This window comes from Janthinobacterium sp. GW823-FHT03B06 (assembly GCF_058796955.1).
In genome coordinates, this window is sequence record NZ_JBXAJE010000001.1 from 671,821 (window position 1) to 693,905 (window position 22,085).

Here is a 22,085-nt window from a genome sequence, read left to right on the forward strand (position 1 = left end):
CCCTGAACGCTATTCACGCCAAACCCGGCAGGTTGCTGCAGCTCGACGTGCTGCGCGGCATCGCCGTGTTTGGCATCTTGCTGGTGAATATCTGGGGCTTTGCCTGGGGCACGCTGTCCTTGCGCTACGGCACCTTGCCGGCGCAGCCGCCCGTGCTGGACCAGCTCGTCATTTTCGGCGTGGCGGCGCTGGCGCAATTCAAGTTCTATCCCGTCTTCGCCTTCTTGTTCGGTGCCGGATTTGCCCTGCAAACACGTTCACTGAAACGCCAGCTGGGCGGCTGGGAAGCGGCGCAAGCGGCGTATAAACGCCGGCTGCGCTGGCTGCTCGTGTTCGGCCTGCTGCACGGTTTCCTTGTCTGGAGCGGCGACGTGCTGACCTCGTATGCTGTCGCCGGCATGCTGATTCTGCCGCTGGCAGCGGCTAAACTGAGCGGCATACGCAACCGCGCCTGGCTGGTGGCGGCCGGTTTTCTGCTCTTCATGTGTTTGCTCATTCCTGTGGGCCAGCAGGGCGGCGCGCCGGATACGGCGCAGGATTTGCAAAACTTCGCCGCCCGCTACGCGACCTACACGCAAGGCAGTGTGTGGGCCGTGGCCAGGCTGCGCGCCAACGATTTCCTCGTCTCCTTGCTGTACGCTGGCGTCATGCTGCCGCACATCATCGTGCTGTTCCTGCTGGGTATTTTGTCCGTGCGCTGCGGCTGGCTGACGCAGCCGTGGCGCCACGAGCGCGTGTGGCGGCGCGTGCGCGCCGTGGGGCTGGGCGTGGGCTTGCCATTCAACCTGCTGGCGGCGGGGGCCGTCGCGTGGCAGGTGGCCGATCCGTATCAAACCGTGTTTGATACGGCCCTGTTCGAAGTGGGCCTGTTTGCCGGCGGTCCCGTGCTGGCGGCCGGTTATGTGGCGGTGCTGATGCTGGCCGGTCCCTTCCTGCTGCGCTGGCTCGGTGCATGGCTGGCGCCCGTGGGACGCATGGCGCTGAGCAATTATCTGCTGCAATCCTTGCTCGGCACCTGGCTGCTGCAGGGGCCGGGCCTGGGCTGGGGCGCCACACTGCGTCCCATCGAGATGCTGGGCCTGGTCGTATTGATCATGGCGGGGCAGCTGCTGCTCAGCCGCTACTGGCTGCGGCACTTCCGCCAGGGGCCGATGGAAGCGCTGTGGCGCCGGCTGGCGCGCTTGCCCGGCTGAGTTAGTCGCTGCCCCAGTCGAAGGCGCCTTGCGGCGACGCCGGCGGTGGCGCCTTGGCCTTGGCGGACGGCACGAGGGGATTATCGACGGCATGCCACTCGAACAGCTCCACGTCGAGCATGCAGGTGCGCGCCAGGTGCAGCGCTTGCTCGGACGTCAGTGCGGGGGCTAGCCAGCGGTGCGCGTCTTCCAGGCTGACGGCGACGGGGCGGCGGTCGTGGATATCGACCATGCCGCCCAGGCTGTCGGCCGTCACCAGCACGAAACCCGCTTCTTCCCGGTTGAATTTGTACGGCCCGAACTGGGCCAGCGCCAGCAGAAACAGCGGCGCGCGGTCCTTGCGGTGGATGTGCCACGGCTGCTTGCTGCCTTTTTCACCCGTCCATTCATACCAGCCATCGACGCAGACGATGCCGCGCCCCGCGCGCAGCAAGGGTTTCCAGTAGGCGCTTGCCAATTTTTCCAGCCGGGCATTGATGGCGATGGGGATTTTTTTCTTGCCGGGGGCGGGCACGGCTTGGGCGGCCCAGGCAGGGCGGTAGCCCCAGAAGACATCGTCGACCCGGTGCACACCATGCTGGATATGCAGCACGGGCCGGTATGTGCCGGGCGACACGTTCAGGTGCGGCTCGGCCTCGCTGTCGAACACCGCGTCGGTCCAGCCGAAGGATGACGCCAGCACGCGCGCCGTGTCATTTTGATCGAATCGTCCACACATGCCGAAATCATACCCGATCGCCTGTAGGCGCGAGCGCGGCGCGCGTCCTTTTCGTGAGTGTGATCAAACGTACAGACTGCTGGCAGCATGTGGCGCACAGTGGAACCCAGTCAGATCCCTGACGCTTTTTTTGCATCGGAGGAATTATGTCTTTTGAAAACCCCACCATCCACAAAGGCTTTATCATCAGCGCCACGGCCAGCCAGCGCCGCGATGGCCGCTGGGTCGGTTCGTACATCAGCCAGAACCAGGCGTGCGGCGCGTATGCGGATACCTGTGATTATGATGATTGCAGCAATGAAAAAGAGGCGCAGCAAATAGCCTTGTCGGTAGGCTGGCGCCTGGCCGATGGGGTGCCGGTACGCTGAAACAGCCTTAGCGCTTGCCCCGCATGGCCAGCAGCAAGCCTGCTAGCGGGAACAGCAGGACGGTGCCCAGCCGTACGGAGGTCAGCGACGCGGCCTCCACGCCCAGCACATGGGGCAAAGCCAGCAGCAACAGGGGAGCGGGCACGGCAATCGCGAAGAAAAACAGGTACCACGAATAGCCATTCTTTTTGGCCAGCAAGGCGATCAGCGCGCAGCCGACCAGGAAGACGAGCGGTAAATTCACAAATTCCATGGTGTTGATTTTTCATCCGGGAAAGCGCGTCATTATACGCGCCACCCTGGATGGCCGGATGCGCTTGCCGGCGTCAGTTGCCGACGAAATCCGGCGGCTGCGGCGCCTGTTTTCCGGCCAGCGGCCCGTCGGCCGGCAGCAGCGCCTTGATGGCGCCGTTATAGATGAGTTCCTGGGCATACGCCGATGCCTCGATCAAGGCCGCATGCACGGACTTGAAACTGCTCGGCGTTTCTATCAGCACGGGCTTGGCGTACACCTGCAGGGTATCGCCGCGCTTGCTGATCAAAATCATGCCCCGGTAGCGCCCATCCTTCTCCAGCGCCCCCGCCACATGAAATTCATAGCCCCGGATCTGGTGTTTTTGTTGCTGATCCATGTTTGCCGCCTCCAGACCTGATTGTCATGGGCCAGACCATGCCACGCGTATCGAACGGCAGAGTGTTTGATCTCGATCAATGCCCCAATTCTTGACCACGATCCAACGCACGTCACGACGGCTGGCAAAATCGAAGCGAGCGGCGGCGATTTGTGGCTAAGAAGCGCAACCGTACATAAGTACGGTGAGCATCGCAGGCCGCAAAGCGCCCCGCGCAGCCGATTTTGCCAGCCGTCATCACCCAGCGCGAATGGCGCGGATCTGCTGGGCTGTTTCCTCGATCTCGCGATACGCTTCCTGAATATAGCCATGGATCGGGTGCCCATCCATCCACTCGAAATACGCGCGCTCATCGTGTTTGATGGCAAAAGGGACGTGGTGGTCGCGTATCGATTCGGCCGTTTCGCGCACCAGCGCGGCAAAAAGCAGCTCAATAGTTTCCATGATGGTCACCTTGCGAGACAGGAATGCAGAGCATTGAATGTAGCACAAAGCGCGCTGCCGTCCACGCCGGCGCTTGTGCCGTGCGCGCCCGGGCTTCAGGCCGGGTGGCCGATATGCTCGTACAAGATCACGCAGCCGATGACGATCAGTACCAGGCCGCCCACCAGTTCGGCGCGCCGGCCCGCTACCGTGCCCAGCACGCGGCCCAGCATCACGCCCAGGGTCACCATGACGAAGGTAGAAAAGCCGATGGCGGCCGCCGTGACGACGATATTGGCGCCCAGCAAGGCCAGGCCCGCACCCACGACCATGGCATCGATGCTGGTCGCCAGGCCCGTGACGGCCAGCACCCAGAACGAGTGCGATTGCGCGGGGGCTTCTTCCTCGTCGGCGTCGGACAGGGCATTGCGTATCATCAACAGGCCGATGATGCCCAGCAGGCTGAAGGCGATCCAGTGATCCCACGCTTCCACGTAGGGCGCTGCCACGCTGCCCAGGGCCCAGCCGATGATGGGCGTGATCGCCTCGATGACGCCGAAGATCAGCCCCGTGCGCAGCGCCTCGCGCCATTGCGGCTTGTGCAGGGCTGCGCCCTTGCCGACGGCAGCCGCGAAGGCATCGGTGGACATGGCGAGGGAGAGGGCGGCGGTGGCGGCGAAATTCATCGTTGGCTTTCTGTAAAACCTGGCTGGGATGGTAGTGACAAATGACAAACCCGGCGATTTTACCCTACGTACAGCACCACGGCAGAGGCCAGCAGGCAATACGCGCCAAAGAAATGCCAGCGGCCCTGTTCCAGCCAGCGCGACAGCCAGCGCAAGGCCAGCAAGCCAGCCAGGAACGACAGCAGCATGCCCAGCAGGCTGGGGCCGAGCAAATGCAGCAGGCTGTTGCCGTGTTCCAGATGATCCAGGCTGCCATTTGCCACGGCCTGGTAGAAGCGCCAGCCTTCCTTGACCAGCACGGCCGGCGTCAGCACGACGGCGAGGGCAAAGCTGAATTCCTCGGCGCGGCGCTGCGGCACGCCCATGGCGATGCCGGCGGAAATGGTGGCGCCCGAGCGGGAAAAGCCGCGGAAGGGCAGGCACAGGCCTTGCACGGCGCCGATCACCATCGCCTTGCCGATGGACAAGGTGCCATGCTGGCGCGCCTGCAGGCGCGATGACACAATGATCAGCACGCCGGCGGCGGCCAGCGCGGCGGCCATCAGTTTCGCGTTGCCAAACAGGTGCTCGATTTCAAAACCGGGTGCATCCTTGCTCATGACATGGGTGATGCCCTTGAGCAAGCCGAAGCCGACGATGCCCGTCAGGGCCGTGGCGGCCGCGAGCAGCAGGACATTGCGTCGGAAGGCGCTGGCCGAACTGAAATACGTGGCGCGCCAGGATGCCCAGAAATACACGATGACGGCGAACATGGTGCCGGTATGCAGCATTACCAGCAGCATGGTCAGTTCGGGCAACGTGGGATCCAGCCCCATCCATTTTTCCGCCATGATGACGTGGGCGGAACTGGACACGGGCAGCAGCTCGGCGAAGCCCTGGACGATGGAAAGGATAAATAATTGCAAAAAGCTCATGGTGGACGGGACTCAGGCGGGAAAAGCAGGGCCGCCGATTTTACCCGCCCGACCCTGCGGATGAGCCCCTCACCAGATTACAGTTTGTCCATGTCTTACTGCCTGGCCGGTTCTTGCGGCTTGAAGACGCTGCGGAAAGCCTTCAAGGCTGCGGGATGGTAAACCGTGCCATGGGTCTCTTCCGGCATCTTTTCCACGTGCCATTGCAAGCCGGGCGGCGCCTGCTTTTGCAGCACGTCGGACAGGCGCTGCACTTCGATGGCGATGCCCGCTTCGCTGCTGGACGCCAGGTACAGGCTGTGCTTGCCCGGCTTGCCCTTGGCCAGCAGCGCCGCCGCCTGGCGCGGCAGCGCGCCCTGGTTCCACCACAGGCTGGGGTCGAAGGCCAGGTAGTGGTCGAACAGCTGCGGTTCCAGCAGGTATGTTTCCACCACGAACAGGCCCGCCAGCGATTCGCCGACAATGGCCGTCTCGCCCGTCGTGCGGTAGCGGCGTTTGACTTCCGGCATCAGTTCATCGCGGATGAAGGCCCGGTAGGCTGGCGAACCGCCCACGACGGGCGCGATCTTGCGGTCTTGCGCATTATCGGTCGGCCCCGTCAGGTCGCGCCGGCGCTGCGTGTTTTGCATGCCGACCAGCATGAACGGGCGCATCGTGCCGTTGGCTACCGACACCTGCAGCAAGCCGGCCACGTGCAGAAAGTCTTCGGCCACGCCGCCGTCCGGCATGTACAGCACGGGCAGGGGCGCGTCGGGCGGCGTATCCCAGGCGCGCGCCACATACACATTGATGTGGCGCCGTTCCTTCAGCGCCTGCGAGTCGATCGTGAAACTTTCGCCGATGACGAGCGGCGTGGCCGCGCTGGCGGCAGCGTTAGCCGTAGCGGCGGGCGCGGCAGTGGCGAGGTGGACAGAGCTGGACAGCAGCAGGGCGGCGGTGAGGTGCAGTGCAAGGCAAGAGCGGCGCATGTTTTCCCGTGATAAATAAGTTGGATGGATGGCATGTACGCGTATAGACATGCCACCAAGCAATTCTATCTTATCTTTGAGGCAGTCTTACTTGATCGTCAAGAGTTTGCGCTCGCGCACGATCCCCGCCTTGTCGATCGTGTAGGCAACCAGCAGCGCGCCATCCTCGGCGCAGGCGTGGCAGGTGATCATGGGCGTGGAAAAGAGCACGCTCTGGCCGCCATCGGCGGTCGCCGTGCTGCCAATAAAGTCGGCGGGGGCGAACGGGACAGAGTCTGGGTGGGCGGCGGCAAACGCGCGCCAGGCCGGTGTGGCGCGGTCTTCCTCGCGCACGGAGTCCTCGTCGACGTCGATGGCGGCGCCATCGCTGCCGATCAGCAGGGTGCCTTCATTCGTGTTGGCGCGGAACGGATAGGTGACGGTGGCCAGGGCCGCCTTGCCCAGCGGGCGCCAGGCCGAGATAAAGCCCGCCTTGTTTGCCTTGACCAGCATCCTGGCGGCGGCGATGGCTTGCGGGTGCGCACCGGTACGCTGCATGGTGCGCAACATGCAGACGTCGGGCGCGGAGTGCGATTGCCCGCTGCGGCAGGTTGACAGCGAGCGTTCCTGCCACACGGCACGCGCGTCGATGGGGCCCGTCTCCAGGGCATGGGCCGCCTGCATGGCGGCCAGGCCGCCGACGGCAAGGATGGCGCAGCCGGCTACGTGGCGGGAAAATCGTGTGGACATGGGGATGCCTTTCAAGAGCGGAAACAGGAGAGTCTCCGATTATAGGAGGGGGCTGGCGTCCTTGCCCACACGAAACGGCCTTGCTGGCGGGCGGCTTGCGCCTCGTTCAGCGCCTCTTTGCCGCCGTCTGGCGCAGGGCCTTGGCTTCCTGCTTGTTGGGAATGTGCGGGCGCGTGGCCAGCTCCGCCTTGACGGCGGCGATGGCGGCGCCGAACTGCTGTTCGGCCTGCGCCGGGCTGGCGCCCGCATAATCCTGCTGATTCGATTGCGCGGCACGCAGCCGGCGCAGCAGCGCCAGCAATTGCCTGGCGTGCAGGGCAGGCAAGTCTTGCGCCAGTGCTTGCGCGACCACCGCGCCTTCCACATGGTCGGGGTCGATCAAGCGCAGCAAGGCCAGGCCCGCAGGCTGTGGTACCGGTGTCAATTTTTCCATCCAGCCATTCTAAACGAGGTCGGGATTACAGGTATTCCCAGATTTCATCGAAGGTTTCGCGGGCGAAATCGTTGCGCCAGGCTTCCGAGTTCTTTTCGCGGCTGACGGCGAACACGGCGCGCCACGTCTGCTTCGGCGAACTCGTGTAGGTGGCGGCGATCTTTTGCAGGCCGGCCTTGCATTGCTCGACCTTGCAGCCGCTCTTCGCCAGTTGCTGGGCGGCAGGCGCCCATGCCACGGGCACCTTGACGACCTGGCATTCGAAGCTGACGGCAGCCGTCTGCATGCCGTTTTCCACCGTCACGGGGGCCGCCTTGGTGGCCTGGCACGCGGCGCCATTCATGGCGGCGATGACATTGGCGGCCAGCTGTTCGGCGGCTGGCGTCACGGCCGCGCGCATGGCGGCAGGGAACAGGTCGGCGATCAGCTTGCCCGTTTTTGCAGGGAATATTGCATCCGTTTCCTTCAAGCCGCTGTACGACGCATATTCGGCGGATTGCTGGCCCGCCAGGCGCGTGGGGCGCAGGTAGGCATTGAGCTGGGCGACGCTCGCTTCATCATGGTTGATGATGGTCTTGATGTACAGGTTGGCCACATCGACGGGCGCCAGTTCCACGGCGGTTTCCGCAGCGATGGCGGGCTGGGCCAACGCCATGGCGGCGGCCAAGGCTGCCGCCAGCAGGGCAGTGCGCGATGTTGCTAATGTTTGGTGCATGTATTTTCTCCACGATTCAATGTCAGGCGCCAAAAAATGCTTTATGGCAACTATGGCGCGCGCATTATAGATGGTAAAAGTCATAACGTTGCGCACGGAAGCTTGCGCACCTCAGGCGTCCGCCTTGCTGGCCGCTTCCAGTAAGGCCAGCAGCAGTTCCTTGCGCCGGCCTTGCGCCTTGCGCGCCAGGGTAGCCAGTTTTTCCAGCTTGCCCCAGATGGGATACAGCATGTGCTCGACCAGATAGCCTTCCAGCCCTTGCAGTTGCTGGCAGAACAGTTCCAGTTTCTCCACCTCTTCCAGTTCCGCCTGGATCTTGATCTTTGCGTTGTCCGTGCAGGCGCGCAGGCACGCGGCCAGCACGGGAGCGGAATCGCGCGTCACGCCATGCTTTTCGGCAAAGGCCGCCGTGAACTGGTCCTGCACGGACTGGTGTTCCTCGTCGACGTTGGCCATGTAGTACTGCACCAGCGGAAAATAACGCGCATCGAGCAGGCCCAGGCCGAACGTGGCGTAGCTGCCGGGCATGCAATTCTTTTCGCCTTCCGTGTCCGCATAGAATTCGAATTGCTCGATGGCGGCGCGCGCATACGCTTCCAGCTGCGGCTGCAGGGCGGGATAGGCGAGGGCGTTGGCAAAGAAGCGGTGCGTATCGGATTTCGCCAGGCCCTTGATCGGCAAGTATGCCTTGACCTTGGACTTGAGCTTGATCTGGTAGCTTTTCGGGAAACCGTTGATGAGCAAATGCGTGATGAAGGCCAGCGCCTGCGCATACGCCTCTTCCTCTTCCCGGGCTATCGCGATGCTGATCGTGGCAAACACATCGTTGGCGCGGCATTCCAGCTGCGCATTTTTCAGGTGGACGGCGTCGGGCGCGAAGGTGCCGCTGCCTTCCTTGAGCATGCGCACGGCCCGTTCGCTGCCCAGTTCGCGCGCGATGTCGAGGAATTTGACGCCCGTCGACTTGGCGTAGCTCGGTTCGTGGCGCAAGATCATCACGGCGCCATACAGCAGCAGGTCGATGGACGCCAGCGCCTGCTTGTCAAGCGCCGCGCCCGCCTTCAAGGTGTATTCGGTGCTGCGGTAGCTCGATTGCTGCACGTCATAGAACTGCGGCAGGAACTGTTTTTCCGCCCACGCCGACACGGCCTGGATGATATCGCTGCGGTGTTCGGCCAGCGCTTGCGGGCGCGACTTGTTCAGCTGCTCGATGCGCTCGAATTGGGCGATTGTCCAGGCGATATCGGGTTGGGGAAACAGGTGGGGATCGAGCAGGTGGCGCGCCAGGAAGAAGGTTTCCAGCTTTTTCGTCGGGCGGTTGCCATGCTCGAGCTTTTGCGTGACATACGCGCGTATGTTTTCCAGCAAGCTTGTGCGCTTGCCTGCGTTGACATACTCGAGCAGGTTCAGGTGCAGCATGCCCTGCGCCGTCTGGAATTTGCCGCGAAAGCTGAAGCGGTAGTCGATCAGGGGCGTGTCGGCCAGTGTTTCCAGCTTCGCCCGCACGAGCGCTGCCAGCCGGGGCGCGATGGTGTCGCGCACGACGGCTTCGTCGAGGCGCGAAGGCGTCCTCGGTGCGACATCATCGGCCTCGGCCAGATGGAAATCGTCGGCCGTGGTGCGTCCCGGCTTGTAGTCGAGCAGGAAATCGTTAAAAACGCCCATTTGCAAGGTGGTCCGCTTCACGGCGGCTTCCAGGTCGGTACGCTTGAGGCGCTCGGCAAACCACGCTGCGATTGCCGCCGTCATTTCTTGTGTTGCCTGCTCTGCAAGATTGCTCATCTGTATCGTCGTCTTTCCCTGCATTGCACGTGACGGTGCCACCGGCTGCCGTCACGATCATGTTTAATATAAAGCACTATTTTAGGTGGTCGGGCCTGGCCGCAACAAGGGCCGCACGGCTGTCAGGAGGGCGCGGTGAGGAAGCGCGGGTCGATCTCGTCGGACTGCGGGCCCACGGTGATCGTGGTGTGCCAGCCCGATGGCTTGTCATTGCCATCAAACAAGGCGATGCGCGTGTGGATAAACAGGACCGAATACACGCCGGATTTCATGTCGCGGTTCAAGTCCCAGTGCATGAGTTCGATCGCTTCGCCCATGCGCGGCAGATGGGCGCCCGGCGGCAGCAGAATGTTCTGGTTGATGAATTCCCGGCTGGGGCCCGGTTCCTTGTGGCGCGGATCGATGTAGCGGAACGAGACGCTGGTAACGATGTTGCTCATGCATGGCTCCTGCCTGGTGATGTACCTGACGACAATAGCACAGGGGGAGGGCCGGGACGTGCGCCGCACGGCCCCAAGGCAGGCGCGCGGTTGAATATGTACGGTAACAGACGGTAGTTGACGAGCCGTCGCGCTACGCTTGCTTGTTATTGATCATTGAGATTGCCGTACACGTCATGATGCATTTATTCCTAGCAGAAAACCGCGCCGAGCTTGAGCGTCGTTGTTCAGCCATTCCGTCAGTCAGGTGGTGCCGGGGGGCGGCGGACCATACGCACAGCGGGATGCCAGCCCATGCCCTATGAAATCCTGCGCGACAGCATCGCGCTCGAGCCGGCGGGCGATGCCATTCGCTTCCATTTGTCCGTCTTCGGGGCGGAAAAGACCTGCCGCATCACCGTGACGGCCTTGCATAGCCTGGACCAGGAGCAGGGCGGCAACTTGCTGGACATCTTTGACAGCCACCGCCTGCGCATCGGCCAGCGCGCCTTCGCTTACCTGAGCCGCGATCTGCTGGTCAGCAGCGTGGTCTTGCGCGCACTTGATTTTTAGTTACTATTTCTTCTGCCTGCACCCGTGTCCTGGCCAGCTATGGTATTTCCGCACAGATCGTCAAGTAAATGCAGGTATGGCTGGACGGAAATGTTACATCTCGGTATTCTGCGCATCTGATACTTATTTCTATACAGAAAAAGGTAAGAGGGCGGTTCGGGCCGGCGGCATCGCGGCGCGCACTGCCACGCAAGGTCAGGCATGCAAAGGTGAAGTCGTCCGCTTGCTGAGCGAAACGGTCATGTTTCGGCTCGCGGCGGGCAGGGAACAGTGCTGTCATCTTTAAAATAGTAGGAGAGGTTGCTCATGGATGCAGAAAAGGATGTTGTGTACGGTACAGAAGATTTGTTGATGAGTTTGTGCAACTCGGTGGTTCGGGTGCTCAACGTGGCAACACAAAGCAAGGTCAATTATTCGGGCATGGTGCAGCGCATCACCAAGACGGGCCTCAAGCCCGACATCGGCTGCTTCGTGATGTTCGATGGCGGTTTCACGGGCCTGGTGGTGCTCAATTTTGCCGCCGATACGGCGATGGAAATCTACGAGCGCTACATGTTGCACATGGGTATGCCGAAGTCGGAGCTGGCCAGCTTCTACACGTCGGACGAAGTGTCGAACATCATGGGCGAACTGATGAACCAGATCGTCGGCGACTTCACGGGCAAGGTGCGGCGCGAGCTGCAAACGAACATCACCCAGAGCCAGCCGAAGATGCTGGTGCTGAACAAGCAGGTGATGCTCAGCGTCGACACGCCGCTGGACCGCCCGGAAATGCGCCGCGTCACTTTCTATACGGAAAAGAATAATATTTTCTATCTGGAACTGGCGATCGACCGTACCGAGTTCATCAAACTGCACGATTTCGATTCGCGCGAAATCGACGCCGATTCGCTGATGGATAGCGAGTATGCGAACCGCGAACGCGACGCCGCCCCGGCGCCTGCGGCGGAACCGGAAGACGACGACAACGCCGACCTGCTCAAATCGCTGGGCATGTAAGCAGCGGTATCGGAGAGCGGCTGGCGGCCGGTTTGCCGCCGGCCGCTGCCGTTGACAGCCTACAAGGTCTTGCTCATGAAGATACGGCTCGTGCCTTCGGGACTGCAGGCGATGTCGCCGAAGCGGCGCCAGCCGCGGCGCTCGTAAAATTCGGGCGCCTGGAAACTGATGGTGTACAGCACCGCCGAGGCGCAGCCGCGCCGGCGGCCTTCCTCCTCGAACTGCGCCAGTACCTGGCTGCCCAGTCCCAGCCCCCGCAAGGCGGCGGGCAAATAAAACAAATCGAGAAACAGCAGGCCCAGCGAGGTTCGGCCCATGGCGCCGCCCAGCACGCGCTGGCTGTCGCGGTCGCGCACGACCACGCTCAACACCTGCCTGTCCTGGTATCCCGTGATCGCATCGTTGTAGGCGTTCAAGCCGTCGAGGATGGTTTGCTCGACCTCCGCATCGATCGTGGCGCTGACGGAAATGGTGTAGGGCAAGGCGTGCTGCGGGTTGGCGGGCATGGCGGGCAGGAAAATAGCTGATAACTGTATGAATATACAGTATTTCGGCTATTTTTGCCCGTCTTGTTGCGGCAACGTCAATGTTTCCATGCGGCGCATGCCCACCATGCCGCTGTGCTGGCTGTCATCGAGCGACCAGTATTCGAGCGCATACGCATAGCTGCCATCGATGATGGTCAGCGATTCCTTCTGGCGGCCGTTGGGCGCCTTGTAATACAGGCGCCGCGCGGGCCGGCCATCGACCGTGTGCCTGAACGTCTGCGGGTTGAGGGAGGCGCGCTTGCCCGCCTTGCCCGCCATCGACATCGCCGTGATCGTCACGTAAGCGCGGTCCGGGCAGCGCGCCAGCAGGTGGGCGCCGCTCAGCACGGTGGGCTGCGCTTGATCGAGCGGCAAGCCGAACGGATGCACGCCGGCGATATCGTGGCACCCCATCTGCTGCGCCAAGGTACTCAGCACGGCCGGATCGAGCGCGCTGGCATAGTGTTTTTCGGCGGTTTGCGCCTGGCCCAGCGCCAGGCGGCGCTCCAGTTCGGCCAGCGAGATATCGCTGGGCACGGGCAGTGGCGCGGGGGCGTCGGGGTCGGCCGCGCTGGACGTTTCCGCCTGCATGCGCGAGGCAACGGAGTGGCTGCTCCCGGCTGTGCCATCGAGGCCGTGGGCCAATGGCGTGGCGCAGGCCAGGGCCATTGCCAGCGATAAAGCCGTATGTTTCAGCATGAAATTTCCTGCAATCCGAGGCAAAATGACACGCATTGTGTCTCAGATCGCCTGCGCATGCGCGTTCCTTTCCTTTAACGTGCGGCCATCGCCGACGCAATCTCGATCGAACTCAGTTTCCAGCCCCACACGCCATGGCGCTGCAGGACCAGTGCGCCGTCCTGCGCATTGCCGTCTTGTGCGCGCACGACGAAGGTGTTCAGGCCGGCATAGCCTGCGGAATACGCGGCTTTTTTCCGGGCGCCATCGGCGGGTGCGTCCGCGTCGCCTGCGGCTCCCGCTTGCGGGCTGACGGCGCTCTTGTTGACCAGCGCGACGACACCTGCGGGCGAGACCATGGCATCGACCATCTTGCCCAGCATGGCGCCGGCGATCGACTGGCCCAGCGCGGCCAGCGGGTTATCGCTGCCGGCGGTCGCCGCGATGCTGCGCGCCATGCTCGCCTCCAGCTGCGTCTTGACGCTGGCGCGCAGGGCGGGGAAGTCCACGTGTCCGGCCAGGGCCTCGGCATTGCGCTCGGCCAGGGCGGTCTTGATCTGGTGCAAGGCATAGTACGGCGACGCGTAGACGGTGGCGGCGATGGCAATGGCGGCCACGGCCGCGGCGATGGTGATTTTTTTCAAGTGAAGCCTGTGAGATGGAGGTGTGGAAACGGATGCCCCGCAGCGTATCCGTTAAATTAAAATACGGCAATCATATTTTCTTGCCATTATTTCTCCACATGTGCTCCGGTCGCCCTAGGCGGACCGCTATAGAGTGATGAGGGTGGGTGCTGTATAATGGGAGAAAAGTATTTAACTAGCTGTTTTAACTGAATAAAGACCCAATATCACATGCTCTCTACAGCAAATATTACGATGCAGTTTGGCGCCAAGCCATTGTTTGAGAATATCTCCGTCAAGTTCGGCGACGGCAACCGCTATGGCTTGATCGGCGCCAACGGCTGCGGCAAGTCGACGTTCATGAAAATCCTGGGCGGCGACCTGGACCCATCCGGCGGCAACGTCATGCTCGACACCAACGAGCGCCTGGGCAAGCTGCGCCAGGACCAGTTCGCGTTTGAAGACATGCGCGTGCTCGACGTGGTCATGATGGGCCACACGGAAATGTGGGCCGCCATCCAGCAACGCGACGCGATCTACGCGAACCCGGAAGCGACGGACGACGACTACATGCAGGCGGCCGAGCTGGAAGGCAAAGTGTCCGAATACGACGGCTACACGGCCGAATCGCGCGCCGGCGAACTGCTGCTGGGCGCCGGTGTCGCCATTGACCTGCATCAAGGCCCGATGAGCAATGTCTCGCCAGGCTGGAAGCTGCGCGTGCTGCTGGCGCAGGCGCTGTTCTCGAATCCGGACATCCTGCTGCTCGACGAGCCGACGAATAATCTGGACATCAACACGATTCGCTGGCTGGAAGACGTGCTCAACGAGCGCAACTCCACCATGATCATCATTTCCCATGATCGCCACTTCCTGAACCAGGTCTGCACCCACGTGGCCGACATGGATTACGGCACCCTGAAGATTTATCCGGGCAACTACGACGAATACATGTTCGCCTCGACGCAGGCGCGCAACCAGCAGCTGGCCAACAACGCGAAAGCGAAAGACAAGGTTGCGGAACTGCAGGAATTCGTGCGCCGCTTCGCCGCCAACAAATCGAAGGCCCGCCAGGCGACGTCGCGCGCCAAGCAGATCGAAAAGATCAAGGTCGACGACATCAAGCCATCGTCGCGCGCCTACCCGTTCGTGCGCTTCGACGGCGAAAAGAAATTGCACCGTCTGGCCGTGGAAGTCGAGAACATCTCGAAAGGTTTTGATCGCCAGCTGTTCAAGAACTTCAGCATCATGGTCGAAGCGGGCGAGCGCATCGCCATCATCGGCGCCAATGGCGCCGGCAAGACCACCATGCTGCGCTGCATCGCGGGCGACATCGCCGGCCTGCAGCCAGACCAGGGCCGCGTGAAGTGGGCGGAAAACGCCAACGTCGGCTACATGCCGCAAGATCCGACGGAAGATTTCGCCAAAGACACGAACCTGACCGACTGGATCGGCCAGTGGACGAAAGAGGGCGACGACGACCAGGCCGTGCGTTCCATCCTGGGCCGCTTGCTGTTCGGCGGCGACGATGTCAAGAAGGCCGTCAAGGTACTGTCCGGTGGTGAAAAGGGCCGCATGATGTACGGCAAGCTGATGCTGGGCCGCCACAACGTGCTGATGCTCGATGAGCCGACCAACCACATGGACATGGAATCGATCGAATCCTTGAACATCGCGCTGGAAAAATACGCGGGCACCCTGATCTTCGTGTCGCATGACCGCGAATTCGTGTCCTCGCTGGCCAACCGCATCATCGAAATCAAGGAAGATGAAGTGGTCGATTACCGCGGCAATTACGAGGATTACCTCAAGAGCCAGGGTATCGATTAATTGGTACGCTCACGTTGGGTCGGATTACGCGCTGTGCGCTAATCCGACCTACGCTAGTAGGCAGGCCATGTAGGTCGGATTAGCGTAGCGTAATCCGACATTACAAGGCAAACCACCGAGCACCACACCGACGCGCCGCGGTTCATTCGTTCCGGCGCACCTGCTTCATTGCAATCGTGCCGGTCTATCCCGTTTTTGTTTGACACAGCCATGCAAACTTTAGCCATCAAATCCGTCGAGTACGAACATCCACAAGACGGAGCCAGCTGCACTGCCCACGCCTGGGCACGCACGCCAGCGACGCCGTCCCCGGCTGAAAAAGCCGAACTGATCACGCGCATCAAGCGCCTGCTGATCGAGCGCGAAGCCGTGCTCGTTGCCCACTATTACGTAGATGCCGACCTGCAAGACCTGGCCGAAGCCACGGGCGGCTGTGTCTCCGACTCGCTGGAAATGGCCCGTTTCGGGCGCGACCATCCGGCCAAGACCCTCGTCGTGGCCGGCGTGCGCTTCATGGGCGAAACGGCAAAGATCCTCAGTCCCGAAAAAACCGTCCTGATGCCCGACCTCGACGCGACTTGCTCGCTCGACCTCGGCTGCCCGGTCGATGAATTCACGGCCTTCTGCGATGCCCATCCGGACCGCACGGTCGTCGTTTACGCCAACACCAGCGCGGCCGTCAAGGCGCGCGCGGACTGGATGGTGACGTCGTCGATCGGCCTCGACATCGTTGCCCACCTGCATGCGCAGGGCAAGAAAATCCTGTGGGCGCCCGACAAGCACCTGGGTTCCTACATCCAGAAGGAAACGGGCGCCGACATGCTGCTGTGGCAAGGCAGCTGCCTCGTGCACGACGAATTCAAGGGCATCGAACTCGATTTGCTCAAGGAAGAGTATCCGCAAGCCAAGGTGCTCGTGCATCCGGAGTCGCCCGCCAACGTGGTGGCCCTGGCCGACATGGTGGGCTCGACGTCGCAAATGATTGCGGCAGCGCAAACCATGGACACGGACACGTTCATTGTCGCCACCGACAACGGCATCCTGCACAAGATGCGCGCGGCCGCGCCAGGTAAACGCTTCATCGAAGCGCCCACGGCCGGCAACAGCGCCACCTGTAAAAGCTGCGCGCATTGCCCGTGGATGGCCATGAACGGCTTGCTGAACCTGGCGCAAACGCTGGAAAACATGCACAACGAAATCCACGTCGATCCCGCCGTCGGCCAGCTGGCCGTGCGTTCGATCAATCGCATGCTCGACTTCGCCGCCGCCAAGAAGGCGGGCCTCAAGCCGGGCGCAGACCTGGCAAAAGAAACCACATTGTTCCAAGGAATCGGTCCAGCATGAGTACCCTCGTTAATTCTTTCGCTCCCTTCGATCCGGCCCTGGCGCGCGCGTTCGAGGGCAATCTGCTGGCCGCCTTGCTGGAAGACGTGGGCCAGTGCGACCTGACGGGCGAGCTCGTGCCGCCCGACCACATCGTCACGGCCCGTGTCATCGTGCGCGAAGCGGCCGTGCTGTGCGGCGCGCCGTGGTTCGAAGGCATCATGAAAAGCCTGGACCGCAGCATCGACATCGTTTGGCATTACGCCGAAGGCGACATGATGACGGCCGACAGCGTCGTCTGCACGATTGAAGCGCCGGCGCGCGCCTTGCTCACGGCCGAGCGCAGCGCCCTCAATTTCCTGCAGCTGCTGTCGGCCGTCGCCACGGCGACGCGCCGGTATGTCGATGTGATCGCCGGCACCAAGGCGTCCATCCTGGACACGCGCAAGACCTTGCCGGGCCTGCGCCTGGCGCAAAAGTATGCGGTGCGCGTTGGCGGCGGCAAGAACCAGCGCCTGGCCCTGTACGACGGCATCTTGATCAAGGAAAACCATATCGCGGCGGCAGGCGGCGTCAGCCAAGCCCTGGAAAACGCGCGCAACCTCGATGCGGGCGTGCCCGTGCAGATTGAGGTGGAAACCCTGGCGCAATTGCAGGAAGCCTTGGACGCGGGCGCCGTCTCCGTCTTGCTCGATAACTTCAGCAACGACATGATGCGCGAGGCCGTGGCCCTCACCAACGGCCGCGCCTTGCTCGAAGCGTCGGGCGGCATTAACTTCGACACCGTGCGCGCCATCGCCGAAACGGGTGTGGACCGCATCTCGATCGGCAGCCTGACGAAGGACGTGCGGGCCACCGATTACTCTTTGCGCATCGTCGGCTGATGAGAAGAGCGGGGCGGCGCCTGCTGGCCTTGGCGCTGCTGTGGCCGGCGTTTGCCGTGCCTTTGCCGGCGCCGGCGCGCGAGCTGTTGGCCGTGGGTGCGCAGTTCGAACGCGTGTTCGAATATCAGGACAGCGGCGAATACGGCGGCCTGGGCGCGGAACTGCTGCGCGTGATGGCGGCGCGCACGGGTAACACCGTGCGTTTTCGCATGGTGCCGTGGGCGCGCGCGCAAGCCATGCTGGTGCAGGGCCAGGCCGATATCCTCATCGGTCCCTACAAGACGCCCGAGCGCATCGCCAGCATGGCGTTTTCCGACAAGCCGTTCTACCAGGACCAGATGGTCTTTTATACGCGCCAGGACGCCAGTTTCGGCTGGGATGGCGATTACGCGGCACTGAAGAACCGCAGGGTGGTGCTGCTCAATGGCTGGGCCTATGGCGCGGACTGGGAGCGCGTGCGGCCCGGCCTGCAGGTCAGCGTGGCCAACAATGTGGAAAATGGCTTGAAGATGCTGGTGCACAGCCACGTCGACGTGTTCATCAGCAACCGCCGCAATACCGACCCCGTCATCGCCCGTCTCGGCTATGGCCGCCAGGTGAAACCGCTGCCCAGAATCATCGAACTGCAAAACGGCTATTTTGCCTATCCACGCTCACCCGCTTTCGACAGGCTGCGGCTGCAGTTCGACCAGGAACTGAATAACCTGATCGAGACGGGCGAATTGAAACGACTGGGCAAGCGCTACGACGTCAGCATACCCTGACACTGGCTATCTTTGCCGCGCTTGACACGCCTCAAGCATGCTCCATGGCCCGGTTCTACCCTGAAAGCAGGCAGCACGATACTGCCCATCACGCCGAGGGGAATGCCATGGATACGCACCGCATCAAGCAACTGATCTGCACCGGTTTCGTCATCGCGCTGGCCGCGGCCCTGTTTGCCTGCGGCGGCGGCCATCATCACCATCCACCGGCCGTGAGCGCCTATGCGGCCACCAGCCTGGTGTCGGACACGCCCGCCGTGCCGGCCGCGCACACGGACCCCAACCTCGTCAACGCCTGGGGCGTGGCCTTCAACCCGCGCGGTTTCGTCTGGGTGGCCGCGAATGGCACGGCGAAGTCCACTTTGTACGATGGCAACGGCGTGCCGCAATCGCTGGTGGTCGGCACGCCGGCAGGGCCCACGGGCATCGTCTTCAACGGCACGCAGGACTTCAAGCTGAGCCAGAACGGCGTGACGGCGCCCAGCCCCTTCATCTTCGCCAGCGAAAGCGGGACTATTTCCGCCTGGTCGCCCACGGTCAGCCCGACGACGGCCCTGGTCGTGTTCGACGGCAGCGCGGGCGGCAGCGTCTACAAGGGCCTGGCCATTTCGCGCTATGCGGGCGCCAATTACCTGTATGCGGCCGATTTCCACAACGGGCGCGTCGACGTCTTCGATGCCGGCTTCGCCAGGGTCGCCCTGCCTGGCGCATTCGGCGACCCCGGCTTGCCGGCCGGCTATGCGCCGTTCGGCATCCAGGCCATTGGCGAGCGCATCTATGTCGCCTACGCGAAGCGGGAAGCCAGCGGCGACGATGAAGAGGCCGGCGCCGGCCTCGGTATCGTGAACGTGTATGACACGGGCGGCACACTGATCAAGCGGCTGGTGAGCGGCGGCGCCCTGAATGCGCCATGGGGCATGGCACTGGCGCCCGCCGATTTCGGCACGGCCAGCAATATGTTGTTGATAGGGAATTTTGGCGATGGCAAGATCAATGCCTATGACCCCGACACGGGTACCGCCGCTGGCGTGCTGCTCAAGACCGATGGCACGCCGCTGACGATCGATGGCTTGTGGGGCATCGCCTTCGGCAATGGCCTCAACAGCCAGCCCGTCAATACGCTGTTCTATGCGGCCGGGCCGGATGACGAGACGCATGGGCAATACGGGCGCATCGATTTGAAGTAGAAGCAACTTCCCCGTGCGCGCGCAGGGCGGCACGGGGGCGATCTTTACAGCTGGCGTGCCTCGAACGTATTGCACTGGGCAATCTGGCCGCTCTCGATGCCCTTGCTGAACCAGCGCACGCGCTGCTCAGAGGTGCCGTGCGTAAATGAGTCCGGCACGACATGGCCTTGCGACTGGCGCTGCAGCGCATCATCGCCAATGGCCGTGGCCGCTTTCAGGGCCGCTTCCACGTCGCCCTGTTCCAGGATCTTGCGGTCCTGGTTCGCGTGAAATGCCCACACGCCGGCAAAGCAATCGGCCTGCAATTCCAGGCGCACGGACATGGCGTTGGCCTGGCGTTCGGAGGCCGTGCGGCGCGCATTGTCGACCTTCTCGGACAAGCCCATCAGGTTCTGCACGTGGTGGCCCACCTCATGCGCGATCACGTAGGCCTCGGCAAACTCGCCCGAGACCTTGAAGCGCTGTTGCATCAGATTGAAGAAGTCGAGGTCCAGATAGACTTTCTGGTCGCCGGGGCAATAGAAGGGCCCGCTGGCGCTCTGGCCCGTGCCGCAGGCCGTCGGGATGCTCCCGGAAAACAGCACCAGCTTGGGCTTCACATAGCTGCCGCCTTCGGCCTTGAACAGGGCGCCCCAGGTGTCTTCCGTATCGGCCAGCACGGTTTTCACGAAGCGGGCCATCTCGTCCGATTCGGGCGGCTGGCGCGCCGGGGCCTGGCTTTGCTGGGTGCTGACCTGGCCGCCACCGCCGCTGAGCAGGTTGAGCAGGGTCAGGGGATTGACGCCCAGCACATACGAGCCGACGAGGGCGATGACGATGGTGCCGATGCCGATCGAGCGCCCGCCAAAACCAAAGCCGCCCCCACCGCCGCCCCCGCCGCCATCTTCGCCACGGCGGTCTTCCACATTGTCGCTTTCGCGATTGCCTTCCCATTTCATGATATTTACTCCTGCTGTGCTTGTGCGATTGCGCTCTACGGTTGATGGATGACGCCTCAATATGCCACTTGCGACGAATCTTGTTATTATCGCAGTAAACGACGCCGCGACAGGTGCGACAATGTTACCCTTTGCAACTTTCCATCGACTCCACAACAGGTACACGCATGGCGCTTGCCAACGATACACGCATTTTGCCCACGGCGGTGGTCCAGGCCCAACTGGACGCCTATAATGCCCACGACGTGGCCGCCTTGCTGGCCATTTACGCCGATGACGCAAAGCAATTCCAGCACCCCGATACCTTGCTGGCCACGGGCAGCGCGCAGATCGGCCCCCGTTTCGCGGCCCGTTTCGCGGCAAGCCGGCCCCGGGCGCAGTTGCTCAACCGCATCGCCTGCGGCAAGCTGGTGATCGATCATGAAATCGTCCATGGCGACACGGACGATGGGGTCTCGGCACAGGAATTGGTGGCGACCTATGAGGTGGAGCGGGGCCGCATCCGCCGTGCCTGGTTCAGCTTTGGCGCGTTGACGCGCCTGCGCGTGGCGCTGCCGGCCGACGTGCCTGCAATGAATGCGCTGATCGCCCGTTCCGGCGTGGCGCTGAGCGCGGGATTCTATACATTGGAACAGGCCGAGGCCGTGACGCGCCACGTGTTCGGCGTCGATACGCAGCTCGTTGCCGACCGCACGTATTTCGTCATCGAACGCGATGGCGTCATGCTGGCCTGCGGCGGCTGGAGCCGGCGCGCCACCCTGTACGGTGCCGACCGCGCGAAGAGCGGGCCGGACCCGCTGCTCGATCCGGCCAGCCAGCCGGGCCGCATCCGCGCCTTCTTCGTGGAACCGGCCGCGGCGCGCCAGGGCCTGGGCAGCATGCTGATGCGCCATTGCGAACGGCAGGCGCGGGCCGCGGGTTTTACGGCACTGGAATTGGCCGCCACCTTGCCCGGCGTGCCGTTGTACCTGGCCAGCGGCTTTTCCGTCACGGAAGATTTTCACCTCGACTTGCCCAACGCGATCAAACTGCCGCTGGCGCGCATGCACAAGCGGCTGTAAGGCTCTTTACCAGGGCAGCGGCGCCTTTTCGCCATTGGCGTGCTCGCCGTAGTACAGCGACGGTAAAAAGCGCGACAGATAGGTAAATTCGCTGTAGCAATGGCGCAGCAAATTCAGGCCCAGCACGTCGGGCACGTCGCGCACGGGATTGAGGCTGTTGCGGCCCAGCAAGAAGCGGCTGCGCAGCACGCAGCCCGTCGGCGTGTCTCGCGTCAGGTGCAGCATTTCGCCATCGAGCGGATCGCCGTACGGGTCGAGCACGACGTAATCGCCAAAGCCGATGCGGGCGCAGATGGCGGCCGACAGGGCGCCGCTGTCCCTTGCCTGCTGCAGCTGCACCGGGTCGAAGACCTCCTTCGGATCATGGAACTTCAGCTTGGCTTTCACGGGTGGAATATCGCCCAGCGACTCCACCGCCTCGATCGAGGCGCCGTAATAGCTTTCTCCCTTTTTCCATGCATTGTTCCAGCCGTGATGGGCCACGTGGTCGTGCGGATGCCACCACTTGATGTGCTGCGTCGTTTCGAAAAACGTAAACCACCAGTCCAGCATGCGCCCGCTGCAGCCGTGCAGCTCGGTGCGCGCCGCCACCAGCAGGCAACCATCGTCGAGGCGCGTGATGCCCGTTTCCAGGTGCAGCGGGAACGGGTCGAGCAAGTCGCCCGTGCCGGTGATGCTCCATGGGAATGCATTGTGCGTGTAGCTCGTCATGTCGTTC

At 62.8% G+C, this 22,085-nt stretch carries 27 protein-coding genes; 10 read left to right on the forward strand and 17 right to left on the reverse strand.

Annotated elements, in window-relative coordinates:
* The first annotated feature begins 32 nt into the window (after nucleotides 1-32).
* The gene (locus AC1RBA_RS03080) at nucleotides 33-1,193 is read left to right on the forward strand and encodes a DUF418 domain-containing protein (protein WP_492416516.1); all 1,161 of its coding nucleotides are present in this window, start codon (nucleotides 33-35) and stop codon (nucleotides 1,191-1,193) included.
* 1 nt (nucleotide 1,194) lies between these two features.
* On the opposite strand, the gene AC1RBA_RS03085 is transcribed toward AC1RBA_RS03080, so the two are convergent.
* Complete coding sequence (locus tag AC1RBA_RS03085) at nucleotides 1,195-1,911, reverse strand: SOS response-associated peptidase (RefSeq protein WP_492416517.1); 717 nt, start codon at nucleotides 1,909-1,911, stop codon at nucleotides 1,195-1,197.
* A 146-nt stretch (nucleotides 1,912-2,057) separates the two neighbouring features.
* Here AC1RBA_RS03085 and AC1RBA_RS03090 point away from each other — a divergent pair, with 146 nt between their 5' ends.
* Entirely contained in the window at nucleotides 2,058-2,279 is a 222-nt protein-coding gene (locus AC1RBA_RS03090; RefSeq protein WP_070218399.1) for a hypothetical protein, read from the forward strand.
* 7 nt (nucleotides 2,280-2,286) lie between these two features.
* Here AC1RBA_RS03090 and AC1RBA_RS03095 read toward each other — a convergent pair whose 3' ends face one another.
* The 11 genes from AC1RBA_RS03095 to AC1RBA_RS03145 all read right to left on the reverse strand — a co-directional run bounded on the left by AC1RBA_RS03095 (nucleotide 2,287) and on the right by AC1RBA_RS03145 (nucleotide 10,001).
* Nucleotides 2,287-2,532 carry a hypothetical protein gene (locus tag AC1RBA_RS03095; RefSeq protein WP_070218398.1) on the reverse strand — a complete coding sequence of 82 codons (246 nt, stop codon included), beginning with the start codon at nucleotides 2,530-2,532 and terminating at the stop codon, nucleotides 2,287-2,289.
* A gap of 73 nt (nucleotides 2,533-2,605) precedes the next feature.
* Nucleotides 2,606-2,911 (reverse strand): hypothetical protein, encoded by a 306-nt coding sequence (locus AC1RBA_RS03100; protein WP_070218397.1) that lies wholly within the window; start codon nucleotides 2,909-2,911, stop codon nucleotides 2,606-2,608.
* A 237-nt stretch (nucleotides 2,912-3,148) separates the two neighbouring features.
* Nucleotides 3,149-3,355, reverse strand: coding sequence for a hypothetical protein (locus tag AC1RBA_RS03105; RefSeq protein WP_070300249.1), 207 nt, complete (start codon nucleotides 3,353-3,355; stop codon nucleotides 3,149-3,151).
* Between the two features lie 95 nt (nucleotides 3,356-3,450).
* A complete protein-coding gene (gene mntP / locus AC1RBA_RS03110; protein WP_070218395.1) occupies nucleotides 3,451-4,020 on the reverse strand; it encodes a manganese efflux pump MntP in 570 nt (189 codons plus the stop codon).
* Between the two features lie 59 nt (nucleotides 4,021-4,079).
* The gene (locus AC1RBA_RS03115) at nucleotides 4,080-4,934 is read right to left on the reverse strand and encodes an undecaprenyl-diphosphate phosphatase (protein ID WP_492416519.1); all 855 of its coding nucleotides are present in this window, start codon (nucleotides 4,932-4,934) and stop codon (nucleotides 4,080-4,082) included.
* Between the two features lie 95 nt (nucleotides 4,935-5,029).
* Nucleotides 5,030-5,902, reverse strand: a complete 873-nt coding sequence (locus AC1RBA_RS03120; RefSeq protein ID WP_492416521.1) for an alpha/beta hydrolase — start codon at nucleotides 5,900-5,902, stop codon at nucleotides 5,030-5,032.
* 87 nt (nucleotides 5,903-5,989) lie between these two features.
* Entirely contained in the window at nucleotides 5,990-6,631 is a 642-nt protein-coding gene (locus AC1RBA_RS03125) for a hypothetical protein (protein WP_492416523.1), read from the reverse strand.
* Between the two features lie 106 nt (nucleotides 6,632-6,737).
* Nucleotides 6,738-7,064 carry a hypothetical protein gene (locus tag AC1RBA_RS03130; RefSeq protein WP_492416525.1) on the reverse strand — a complete coding sequence of 109 codons (327 nt, stop codon included), beginning with the start codon at nucleotides 7,062-7,064 and terminating at the stop codon, nucleotides 6,738-6,740.
* A gap of 25 nt (nucleotides 7,065-7,089) precedes the next feature.
* On the reverse strand, nucleotides 7,090-7,779 hold the full coding sequence (locus AC1RBA_RS03135; RefSeq protein WP_070292293.1) for a hypothetical protein: 690 nt from the start codon (nucleotides 7,777-7,779) through the stop codon (nucleotides 7,090-7,092).
* A gap of 111 nt (nucleotides 7,780-7,890) precedes the next feature.
* Nucleotides 7,891-9,585, reverse strand: coding sequence for a DUF6138 family protein (locus AC1RBA_RS03140; protein WP_492416527.1), 1,695 nt, complete (start codon nucleotides 9,583-9,585; stop codon nucleotides 7,891-7,893).
* 98 nt (nucleotides 9,586-9,683) lie between these two features.
* Complete coding sequence (locus AC1RBA_RS03145; RefSeq protein ID WP_492416529.1) at nucleotides 9,684-10,001, reverse strand: hypothetical protein; 318 nt, start codon at nucleotides 9,999-10,001, stop codon at nucleotides 9,684-9,686.
* A 294-nt stretch (nucleotides 10,002-10,295) separates the two neighbouring features.
* Here AC1RBA_RS03145 and AC1RBA_RS03150 point away from each other — a divergent pair, with 294 nt between their 5' ends.
* Nucleotides 10,296-10,553, forward strand: coding sequence for a DUF1488 family protein (locus tag AC1RBA_RS03150; protein WP_070218388.1), 258 nt, complete (start codon nucleotides 10,296-10,298; stop codon nucleotides 10,551-10,553).
* 306 nt (nucleotides 10,554-10,859) lie between these two features.
* On the forward strand, nucleotides 10,860-11,552 hold the full coding sequence (locus AC1RBA_RS03155; RefSeq protein WP_070218387.1) for a DUF3334 family protein: 693 nt from the start codon (nucleotides 10,860-10,862) through the stop codon (nucleotides 11,550-11,552).
* 59 nt (nucleotides 11,553-11,611) lie between these two features.
* Here AC1RBA_RS03155 and AC1RBA_RS03160 read toward each other — a convergent pair whose 3' ends face one another.
* The 3 genes from AC1RBA_RS03160 to AC1RBA_RS03170 all read right to left on the reverse strand — a co-directional run bounded on the left by AC1RBA_RS03160 (nucleotide 11,612) and on the right by AC1RBA_RS03170 (nucleotide 13,401).
* Nucleotides 11,612-12,058 (reverse strand): GNAT family N-acetyltransferase, encoded by a 447-nt coding sequence (locus AC1RBA_RS03160; RefSeq protein WP_492416531.1) that lies wholly within the window; start codon nucleotides 12,056-12,058, stop codon nucleotides 11,612-11,614.
* A gap of 48 nt (nucleotides 12,059-12,106) precedes the next feature.
* Nucleotides 12,107-12,778, reverse strand: a complete 672-nt coding sequence (locus AC1RBA_RS03165; protein WP_492416533.1) for a hypothetical protein — start codon at nucleotides 12,776-12,778, stop codon at nucleotides 12,107-12,109.
* A 74-nt stretch (nucleotides 12,779-12,852) separates the two neighbouring features.
* Nucleotides 12,853-13,401, reverse strand: a complete 549-nt coding sequence (locus tag AC1RBA_RS03170; protein ID WP_492416535.1) for a DUF2939 domain-containing protein — start codon at nucleotides 13,399-13,401, stop codon at nucleotides 12,853-12,855.
* 210 nt (nucleotides 13,402-13,611) lie between these two features.
* Here AC1RBA_RS03170 and AC1RBA_RS03175 point away from each other — a divergent pair, with 210 nt between their 5' ends.
* From AC1RBA_RS03175 to AC1RBA_RS03195, 5 genes are all read left to right on the forward strand, one after another.
* Nucleotides 13,612-15,210: an ABC-F family ATPase gene (locus AC1RBA_RS03175; protein ID WP_034756044.1), complete on the forward strand. Its 1,599-nt coding sequence runs from the start codon at nucleotides 13,612-13,614 to the stop codon at nucleotides 15,208-15,210.
* A gap of 210 nt (nucleotides 15,211-15,420) precedes the next feature.
* A complete protein-coding gene (gene nadA / locus AC1RBA_RS03180) occupies nucleotides 15,421-16,554 on the forward strand; it encodes a quinolinate synthase NadA (protein WP_070218383.1) in 1,134 nt (377 codons plus the stop codon).
* Nucleotides 16,551-17,417: a carboxylating nicotinate-nucleotide diphosphorylase gene (gene nadC / locus AC1RBA_RS03185; protein WP_070218382.1), complete on the forward strand. Its 867-nt coding sequence runs from the start codon at nucleotides 16,551-16,553 to the stop codon at nucleotides 17,415-17,417. Before nadA ends, nadC begins: the two co-directional genes overlap by 4 nt.
* On the forward strand, nucleotides 17,417-18,181 hold the full coding sequence (locus AC1RBA_RS03190; RefSeq protein ID WP_070292299.1) for a substrate-binding periplasmic protein: 765 nt from the start codon (nucleotides 17,417-17,419) through the stop codon (nucleotides 18,179-18,181). The genes nadC and AC1RBA_RS03190 overlap by 1 nt, the downstream gene beginning before the upstream one ends.
* 107 nt (nucleotides 18,182-18,288) lie before the next feature.
* Nucleotides 18,289-19,368: a TIGR03118 family protein gene (locus tag AC1RBA_RS03195; RefSeq protein WP_492416538.1), complete on the forward strand. Its 1,080-nt coding sequence runs from the start codon at nucleotides 18,289-18,291 to the stop codon at nucleotides 19,366-19,368.
* Between the two features lie 44 nt (nucleotides 19,369-19,412).
* Here the strand turns inward: AC1RBA_RS03195 and ypfJ are convergent, their stop codons facing one another.
* A complete protein-coding gene (ypfJ, locus tag AC1RBA_RS03200; RefSeq protein WP_121669549.1) occupies nucleotides 19,413-20,306 on the reverse strand; it encodes a KPN_02809 family neutral zinc metallopeptidase in 894 nt (297 codons plus the stop codon).
* Between the two features lie 167 nt (nucleotides 20,307-20,473).
* Here ypfJ and AC1RBA_RS03205 point away from each other — a divergent pair, with 167 nt between their 5' ends.
* Complete coding sequence (locus tag AC1RBA_RS03205; protein ID WP_492416539.1) at nucleotides 20,474-21,367, forward strand: GNAT family N-acetyltransferase; 894 nt, start codon at nucleotides 20,474-20,476, stop codon at nucleotides 21,365-21,367.
* 6 nt (nucleotides 21,368-21,373) lie between these two features.
* Here AC1RBA_RS03205 and AC1RBA_RS03210 read toward each other — a convergent pair whose 3' ends face one another.
* Nucleotides 21,374-22,078 carry a DAPG hydrolase family protein gene (locus AC1RBA_RS03210; RefSeq protein ID WP_492416541.1) on the reverse strand — a complete coding sequence of 235 codons (705 nt, stop codon included), beginning with the start codon at nucleotides 22,076-22,078 and terminating at the stop codon, nucleotides 21,374-21,376.
* Nucleotides 22,079-22,085 lie beyond the last annotated feature (7 nt).

Excerpts from the sequence above, each read along its gene's own strand:
- AC1RBA_RS03195 (WP_492416538.1), top strand. The coding sequence starts at position 18,289 with ATGGATACGCACCGCATCAAGCAACTGATCTGCACCGGTTTCGTCATC.
- nadC (WP_070218382.1), top strand. The coding sequence starts at position 16,551 with ATGAGTACCCTCGTTAATTCTTTCGCTCCCTTCGATCCGGCCCTGGCG.
- AC1RBA_RS03150 (WP_070218388.1), top strand. The coding sequence starts at position 10,296 with ATGCCCTATGAAATCCTGCGCGACAGCATCGCGCTCGAGCCGGCGGGC.
- AC1RBA_RS03210 (WP_492416541.1), bottom strand. The coding sequence starts at position 22,078 with ATGACGAGCTACACGCACAATGCATTCCCATGGAGCATCACCGGCACG.
- AC1RBA_RS03085 (WP_492416517.1), bottom strand. The coding sequence starts at position 1,911 with ATGTGTGGACGATTCGATCAAAATGACACGGCGCGCGTGCTGGCGTCA.
- mntP (WP_070218395.1), bottom strand. The coding sequence starts at position 4,020 with ATGAATTTCGCCGCCACCGCCGCCCTCTCCCTCGCCATGTCCACCGAT.
- AC1RBA_RS03130 (WP_492416525.1), bottom strand. The coding sequence starts at position 7,064 with ATGGAAAAATTGACACCGGTACCACAGCCTGCGGGCCTGGCCTTGCTG.
- AC1RBA_RS03115 (WP_492416519.1), bottom strand. The coding sequence starts at position 4,934 with ATGAGCTTTTTGCAATTATTTATCCTTTCCATCGTCCAGGGCTTCGCC.
- AC1RBA_RS03120 (WP_492416521.1), bottom strand. The coding sequence starts at position 5,902 with ATGCGCCGCTCTTGCCTTGCACTGCACCTCACCGCCGCCCTGCTGCTG.
- ypfJ (WP_121669549.1), bottom strand. The coding sequence starts at position 20,306 with ATGAAATGGGAAGGCAATCGCGAAAGCGACAATGTGGAAGACCGCCGT.
- AC1RBA_RS03105 (WP_070300249.1), bottom strand. The coding sequence starts at position 3,355 with ATGGAAACTATTGAGCTGCTTTTTGCCGCGCTGGTGCGCGAAACGGCC.
- AC1RBA_RS03095 (WP_070218398.1), bottom strand. The coding sequence starts at position 2,532 with ATGGAATTTGTGAATTTACCGCTCGTCTTCCTGGTCGGCTGCGCGCTG.
- AC1RBA_RS03205 (WP_492416539.1), top strand. The coding sequence starts at position 20,474 with ATGGCGCTTGCCAACGATACACGCATTTTGCCCACGGCGGTGGTCCAG.
- AC1RBA_RS03175 (WP_034756044.1), top strand. The coding sequence starts at position 13,612 with ATGCTCTCTACAGCAAATATTACGATGCAGTTTGGCGCCAAGCCATTG.
- AC1RBA_RS03135 (WP_070292293.1), bottom strand. The coding sequence starts at position 7,779 with ATGCACCAAACATTAGCAACATCGCGCACTGCCCTGCTGGCGGCAGCC.
- AC1RBA_RS03155 (WP_070218387.1), top strand. The coding sequence starts at position 10,860 with ATGGATGCAGAAAAGGATGTTGTGTACGGTACAGAAGATTTGTTGATG.
- nadA (WP_070218383.1), top strand. The coding sequence starts at position 15,421 with ATGCAAACTTTAGCCATCAAATCCGTCGAGTACGAACATCCACAAGAC.
- AC1RBA_RS03165 (WP_492416533.1), bottom strand. The coding sequence starts at position 12,778 with ATGCTGAAACATACGGCTTTATCGCTGGCAATGGCCCTGGCCTGCGCC.
- AC1RBA_RS03145 (WP_492416529.1), bottom strand. The coding sequence starts at position 10,001 with ATGAGCAACATCGTTACCAGCGTCTCGTTCCGCTACATCGATCCGCGC.
- AC1RBA_RS03140 (WP_492416527.1), bottom strand. The coding sequence starts at position 9,585 with ATGCAGGGAAAGACGACGATACAGATGAGCAATCTTGCAGAGCAGGCA.
- AC1RBA_RS03125 (WP_492416523.1), bottom strand. The coding sequence starts at position 6,631 with ATGTCCACACGATTTTCCCGCCACGTAGCCGGCTGCGCCATCCTTGCC.
- AC1RBA_RS03190 (WP_070292299.1), top strand. The coding sequence starts at position 17,417 with ATGAGAAGAGCGGGGCGGCGCCTGCTGGCCTTGGCGCTGCTGTGGCCG.
- AC1RBA_RS03100 (WP_070218397.1), bottom strand. The coding sequence starts at position 2,911 with ATGGATCAGCAACAAAAACACCAGATCCGGGGCTATGAATTTCATGTG.
- AC1RBA_RS03160 (WP_492416531.1), bottom strand. The coding sequence starts at position 12,058 with ATGCCCGCCAACCCGCAGCACGCCTTGCCCTACACCATTTCCGTCAGC.
- AC1RBA_RS03090 (WP_070218399.1), top strand. The coding sequence starts at position 2,058 with ATGTCTTTTGAAAACCCCACCATCCACAAAGGCTTTATCATCAGCGCC.